Origin of the sequence: Aureimonas sp. SK2 (genome assembly GCF_029813115.1) — a bacterium.
Taxonomy (GTDB): Bacteria; Pseudomonadota; Alphaproteobacteria; order Rhizobiales; family Rhizobiaceae; genus Aureimonas.
In genome coordinates this window covers 134,560-140,587 of sequence record NZ_JAPZDS010000013.1, presented here as the reverse complement: position 1 = coordinate 140,587, position 6,028 = coordinate 134,560, and the positions used below count along the sequence as shown (strand labels likewise).

The following is a 6,028-nucleotide window of genomic DNA, read 5'->3' as shown; positions in this document are numbered from 1 at the left end:
CTTTGGAACTCGATCGTGCACACGCCCAGGAATATCTCGACGACTTTAGAGACGAGTTGGTCTGGCTTGCGATTGGGCGACCGACCGGCGCCTTGGGCGAGGTAGGTTCCGATTACAGTCGCGACCTGGTTGATGCACTCAGAGCGTTCGCTGATACCGCCGGACGCGTGCTAGAACATCCAGCCCGCGAAATCCGCGAGGTGACTGCGTCGGCACCCGCGGCACGGGTGCGCCCCAATTCAGAAACCTTTCGTGCCGCGATGCGGCGGCCCGGGGCTCGCACTTATCCGGGCCGTGCCGCACAGGAGAGCGCGGATGTGCCGGAGAATCGCTATCTCCGCAGCATGGTCGAGCATTGCCGGCGCCTCGCACGATCGGTTGCTCGTTCGTCAGACCGCCACCAAGCGCACCTCGCTGCCAGAGCGGCACGCGAAAAGGCGCGGGCGGCTGATCTGCTGGCCATTGAGAGGATCGAGGTCGATCAGGAGATTTTCGACAACCAGCTTTCCGATATCCGTAGACGCTTAGATGCCATTGTCGGCTGGGTTGAATCTTCGATCCCGCCTGGACCGGGGGAGCGGAAATACCGTTTCACGGTCGGAAAGGAGTTCGGCGCCAAGGAGTTCTTTTATCGGAACCCTGACCGCGATGCCCGTTATGACGAGCGCGAAGGCATAAACTTCAGCGTGGCCCGGCTCCCCGATGCGCTTCATGACCTTGTGAGGGCCGCTCACAGCTTCGATAAGGATCTTGAACTGACCCTAACCGGCAAGGCCGACATCACTACTTTTCGGACGGGAAATGGCAAGGTGGGCCGCCGAGCGACCTTCACGCAAATTTCAAATGTTCAACCTCACTCGCCAGTTCTTGGGCGTCGTGAAACCACGCGCTCCCGGTACGAGCGCAATGGTTGGCATCGGCCTATAGTCGGCAAAGAACGCGAAGAATATCGCTCGGAGGCGCGCACGGCGCTCGCGCGCGCCGCCCAATTTGCTGAACGCGTTCAAAGTGGCACAGCCGTCTCGTCCGATCTCAACATCATCGCAAATTCCCTAGACCGTCAGGACGCGGGGTGGAGCCATCTCAAGGTCGTTCCCAGTTCGATGTTCCCAATGGGCATGCGCTTCGTTCAGCCCCCCATTTACGCTGCGGCGCTGGCAGCCTTTCATAAAGTTTCTGCAATGGAGCAGTGCACAGGCCTTAGCGGAGATACGCTCGACAAGCTCGGGCGCATCAACACCCTGCATGCCAGCGCACTCTACGAGCGCTGGTGCCTGATCAAGATCATCGCCGTACTGGTGCAGGATTTCGGCTTTGTGCCACAAGGCGACTGGGTGGAACATGTGGTCACGTCCGTGTCTCGGGCTGGAAAGCTCGATGGCACCGGCTTCTCGCTCAGTTTCACGCGAGCCCATCCAAGCATGACTGCTCGCCTTGATGCGGAGCCCGTACTAGCCAACGGGCGTCGCCCCGACTTTCGCCTGCGTTTCACCATTGGCCCCGACTTCCCCTCACGGGGCGGCGTTGATGAACCGGGGCGGGGTCATCAACGCTCGATCTTCCGAAACCTGACACGGCAGCACTCCGGCCTGGTCATGGATGCCAAGTTTCGCACGCGGTGGAAGCAGGCAGAACTCCCTGCGATGCTCAGGCTGCTGGTTGATATCAAGGACTATGGACAGGACGGTGACCGCGTCTTCATCCTACAACCTGCCAAGGCGGCAATTGCACACAGGACTTCTCCGCTCGTCTGGGGCCGGGACTGCGACTATGGGCAGGAACACCCGACGAGCCGCGCTCACGGCAGCATCCAGCTTGCCGCCGACCCAGTCTCCGGCGCGGCGTCGTTAACCAATCTTCGACGCCTGATCGCTCTGGAACTTCAGGAAGTGTTCCCGGAGCCGGAGGCTGGGGAACTGGACAGTGGAAGCGTCGGCGGGAGTGATGACCGATGGGCAGGGCCTATCGAAATTTGTCGATCCAACGCCAGTTTCTGTATCAACTGCGGCGAGGCTCACGAACCGGCTGACGTTACGCCGGATCGGACCGATAGAGGAAACCGAAAGTGGTATTATAAATGCTCTCGGTGCGGGACCGGGACAATGCAGACGCGCTGCTTCGGCTGTGGAACATTCTTGTACAAGAACGGCCTGCAATTGACTTACCATCTGACGGTCGCCGACCAAATCTCAAACGTGGTCTGCCATGACTGTGGTGCAGGATTCTGACTTTTGCTGGAAAATCACAGGCCAATGTAACTAGGTGCGGCGGCGATGCCTGAGCAGTTGCCGATAGCCGCCGTCGATGAGAGCCTTTCCGGCTTCGACGAAGGCGATAACGGCGTCACGCAGCGGTGATGTCTTCCAGGGATCGGTTTCGACGCGCGCCGCGCCGTAAATCGCTATGGCGATTTCGCGATAGGTGGCGCCGTCCATGCGGCCGTCGGCGGCGCGAATCCTCAAACGGAAGCGGCGGCGCTGATCGCGGGTCATGCGGGTGTCGCGCAACGGCGGGCGTTTGAGCCAGGCGCGCGACAGGCGTGCGAGCGCATCTATGCGATCGAGAAGGTCATCATCGATCGGAATGACCGCCGCGAGTTGATCGTTTGGGGATGTCCCGGGAAGAAAGAGGACCTGGAGATCGTAGTGGGGAAGGGTGGAGTACGATCCCTCGGGGCCGTCACGCTTCGCGCCGAACCTGTCGGCGAGCACATTCGGGGCGGAGGGCAGGAAGTTTGGCCGGTGCGTCAGGAAGACGACGGTTGGATCGTTCGATGGCGACCACACCACCAGTTGCTCCGCCGCGGAAAGGTTTGGCGTTGCGGGGAAATCGCAGCCCCCAGCGCTGCTGCGCTTCGTGAGGCAGCGGCAGGGTTTCGGCGCCGGCGTTGACCAGGCTAGCGTAATGGTCCTGATAAGGACTGCTTCTGCGAAGGCATTCCCAGGCCAGCCCTTCGATCGGCAGGAAATCGAAGAATTCGTAGCTGCTGTCGTTACGCCAGTCTGATGTATCGGGCCTCATCGCATCAACTCCCCGCGTGGTGCGCGCAAGTCGAGAGCCCATTGTTCGCGACACGGGGTGAGGGTCGGAAGCCTGAGCGAGAGCATCGCGTGATGTCGAAACGGCATCACGCTCTTCGCCGACTGTCAGCCGTGGGCCTGACGAAGAAGGTGCCGATAGCCGGTATGTGTCATCCAGCGGGCGCGATCGAGATGGCTATCGTAGATATGCCGGCAGCGTTCAGGTTCGCGAACGGGATCAAGCCCGAACAGCACCTGCACGGCTTCTTCCCATCGCGCACCCTCGGCAGCCGCATCCAGCAAGCGGACGTAGAGTTTGACATGCGATCTGTCGTAGTCGGTGAGCTCTCGACTGGACGGTGCGATGTCCTCGAATGGTTCGATCATGGGGCAGACTCGGTGGGTAAGCGACGCCCATCTCTTAACGAGGTTTGGTCCGAAATGGAGGCAATGCGACCGAGGGCCGGCTTTGCTGCCCACAGGTCAGCGCGAGCCCATAGACCGGTTCGGCTTGTTCCGATGATCATCGACCAGCAACACCCCATGCCCTCGGTCAGTCGACAGGAAGACGATGCCGGCGGCTTCCAAGGCCCTGCGTGCCTGATCGCGTGTCGTCTCATACACATCGAGTCCGCTTTCGGATTCGAGGCGCTTGAGTGCTGTCAGCGATATGCGGGCCTTGTCAGCGAGCGTCTCCTGCGTCCAACCCAGCAACGCGCGTGCGGCCCGGGATTGTCGGGCGGTGATCATGCATGATCACCTCCCATCGCAACCGATACGCGCTCCAGAACTACGGCTATTTTAGTCGCATCTGCCTCTCTCAACCAGCTTGAAGGCCCGAGTTGAGGCCGGTGTTGCCATGGTTTGACCCGGCTGATTCGCCTGATCGCACAGATTTTGCCGGTAACAGCAAAGTTCTGATGTCCGGCTCGCCGGTAAAGCCATGCGGTGCGTCTTTGGTCTCGGGGAGACCATCCGGGTATGCACCAGCGCCCCTATCGCGACTTGAGCGGGATGGCGGCCCCGGCCTTTCGGCCGGGGCCTTAGCGTGCCGCCTCAGTCGCCGCGGCGACCGTTGGGGCGGGACCAGATTAGCGAGTAACCCTCGCCGTCCTCGTCATCGAAGAGGTTGGCGTAGATGGGAGCGGTGAAGCTCGGATCGTCGAGCTTGAGGCCCAGATAGTCGCGGCCCTCGTTGGAGCGCTTGGACCAGGCGGCGCCGATCTCGGCGCGGCCGACCAGAACCCGGTGGCTGGGGGCGTTCTCGCCGTTGGCGCGCTGGTCAGGGATGATGCGCACGCCCTTGGACTGGAGGTTGAGGGTGACGATTTCGCCGGTGAACTCGTTCGAGCCGGTCTTCTTGAAGGTGCCGATGGTCGCCATGATAAGTCTCCGTTTTCCGTTTCCAGCCCGCACCATTGCGGCCTCGATGGCGATCGACCGGCCGGAGGCGAGCGCCGCCACATCGCTTGCGACCGCAGCGCAGCGGAGGATGGCGCAGGCGCGACTTTGTTGTTTCGCGAGGAATGACGGCGTAGCCGGCAGGGGAGGAAAGTCGGGACCAGCCGTTGTGGCATAGGCGCTCGAGGCGAAGCCGTCCTTCGGCCAGATCAGGCCATTGAAGAGGCCGTTTTGGAGCGGGCACGGACGGACGGATGACGGAGGCGGTGGCGGCCTTCAATCCTGGTAAAGAAACCTGACCGGCGATCACAGGCGGAGGCTCGCCCGGCCCGGGGCCGTGGATGCGCATTTCCCTGTCTCGCCAGCCTTGACCGGACGTCTCGACACCGGGAGCCCCGCGGGTGCGACACGGTTGCCGCCGCTCAATGCGCTCCATCCCACCGCAGCGGGAGGGCACGGAGGAGGCTCCGTCTCTTCTCTCCCTGACGGGCCGACCTGATGACGTGAACGGCCGTGTAAAATCGCAGTCTAGTCCGGCGAGCGGACGTCGCAGTGTCAGGCTTGGGATAGGTTCCCGGCCGAAGGGCCGGACGCCGCCATTCCGGTGATGCGGGCGAAGGCGACGATGCCGACCGCAATGGCCCCGACAATCGAGAAGGCGAGCTGCCAGCCTTCGGATGGCATGGTGTGCTTCACGATGCCATGGGTGGCATGGAAGCCAGCGACCACGGCCGGGGCGACGAACGCGGCGGCGACAAGCAGGCGCGCCCAGGTCGGACGGACGGTGGCGAGCAGGAGTTGGCCGATGCCGAAGGTCAGCCCGGCTGCCGCAAAGCCGACGAGGATCGCGCCGAGCCATCCCGCGCCCGTGCCATAGGCCCATGTGCCCGCAGTCACGCCTGCGAAGAACGGAAGCGCGAACACGGCGAGCGTGAAGAGCAGCCAGCAGAGGAACCCGATGGCGGCTATGCTGAGCAGGATACCGATGAAGATCATGGTGGTGTCTCCGCAAGTGTCAGACAGATGCGCCTCCACCACCACCGCGGCGCAACAGCGAGATTAGCAGAGATCGCGTCGCTGTGGGAGCGGAGGCGCGCAGCATCCGTCGTTTGTGCGACCCTGTTCGCCTCTCATGAGGCGAATGGGTCGATTTCGCCGACGATGGCGGTTTCGTCACCGTCGTATTCGGTCGCGGGGGTGACGGAGAGCGTACCATCGCCGGCGCGGAAGATGACGATGGCGGTCATCAGGGTGGCGGCGAGGCTGAAGGCGAAGGCGTGAGCGGTTTGGAAGGACATCGGCCTGGCTCCTGCTTGAGCGGAGGTCCATCCCCCGCTGACAGGCGCCCGAAGAGTCTGGCCGTTGGCCGCAATCACCGCGTGAGGCGAAGCCGGAGCGGCGGCACGCGCATGCGTAGTCCGACCCTTTACGGGTTGATGGCTTCAGGCCATCGGTTGGACCAAGGATCAGCGTCTTGAAGCGGGATGGTGCGCGGGATCAGGCGCCAGTTGATGGCTTCGAGAGCTTGACAAAGTGCCATGAAGACGCGGGCCAAGTTGGCCCCCATCTGATCCGATCATTGCCCCGTGCATGGGCCTGATATCGAA

Annotated in this window: 8 protein-coding genes; 1 reads left to right on the top strand and 7 read right to left on the bottom strand. The window is 62.5% G+C overall.

The window, feature by feature from the left end; all coding sequences use genetic code 11:
* The coding region (locus O5O54_RS16575; protein WP_279482936.1) for a hypothetical protein at nt 1-2,228 on the top strand (2,228 nt) is incomplete at its 5' end.
* Between the two features lie 30 nt (nt 2,229-2,258).
* Here the strand turns inward: O5O54_RS16575 and O5O54_RS16570 are convergent.
* From O5O54_RS16570 to O5O54_RS16540, 7 genes are all read right to left on the bottom strand, one after another.
* Nucleotides 2,259-2,711 carry a DUF2285 domain-containing protein gene (locus O5O54_RS16570; protein ID WP_347814890.1) on the bottom strand — a complete coding sequence of 151 codons (453 nt, stop codon included), beginning with the start codon at nt 2,709-2,711 and terminating at the stop codon, nt 2,259-2,261.
* Nucleotides 2,680-3,021 (bottom strand): transcriptional regulator domain-containing protein, encoded by a 342-nt coding sequence (locus O5O54_RS16565; RefSeq protein ID WP_279482934.1) that lies wholly within the window; start codon nt 3,019-3,021, stop codon nt 2,680-2,682. The genes O5O54_RS16570 and O5O54_RS16565 overlap by 32 nt, the downstream gene beginning before the upstream one ends.
* Nucleotides 3,022-3,146: 125 nt before the next feature.
* A complete protein-coding gene (locus tag O5O54_RS16560; RefSeq protein ID WP_347814889.1) occupies nt 3,147-3,407 on the bottom strand; it encodes a DNA -binding domain-containing protein in 261 nt (86 codons plus the stop codon).
* 96 nt (nt 3,408-3,503) lie between these two features.
* Complete coding sequence (locus O5O54_RS16555) at nt 3,504-3,770, bottom strand: helix-turn-helix transcriptional regulator (RefSeq protein ID WP_279482932.1); 267 nt, start codon at nt 3,768-3,770, stop codon at nt 3,504-3,506.
* A gap of 306 nt (nt 3,771-4,076) precedes the next feature.
* Nucleotides 4,077-4,403 carry a DUF736 domain-containing protein gene (locus O5O54_RS16550; RefSeq protein WP_279482931.1) on the bottom strand — a complete coding sequence of 109 codons (327 nt, stop codon included), beginning with the start codon at nt 4,401-4,403 and terminating at the stop codon, nt 4,077-4,079.
* Nucleotides 4,404-4,976: 573 nt separating this feature from the next.
* Complete coding sequence (locus tag O5O54_RS16545; RefSeq protein WP_279482930.1) at nt 4,977-5,417, bottom strand: hypothetical protein; 441 nt, start codon at nt 5,415-5,417, stop codon at nt 4,977-4,979.
* Between the two features lie 134 nt (nt 5,418-5,551).
* A complete protein-coding gene (locus tag O5O54_RS16540; protein WP_279482929.1) occupies nt 5,552-5,719 on the bottom strand; it encodes a hypothetical protein in 168 nt (55 codons plus the stop codon).
* Between the last annotated feature and the right edge of the window lie 309 nt (nt 5,720-6,028).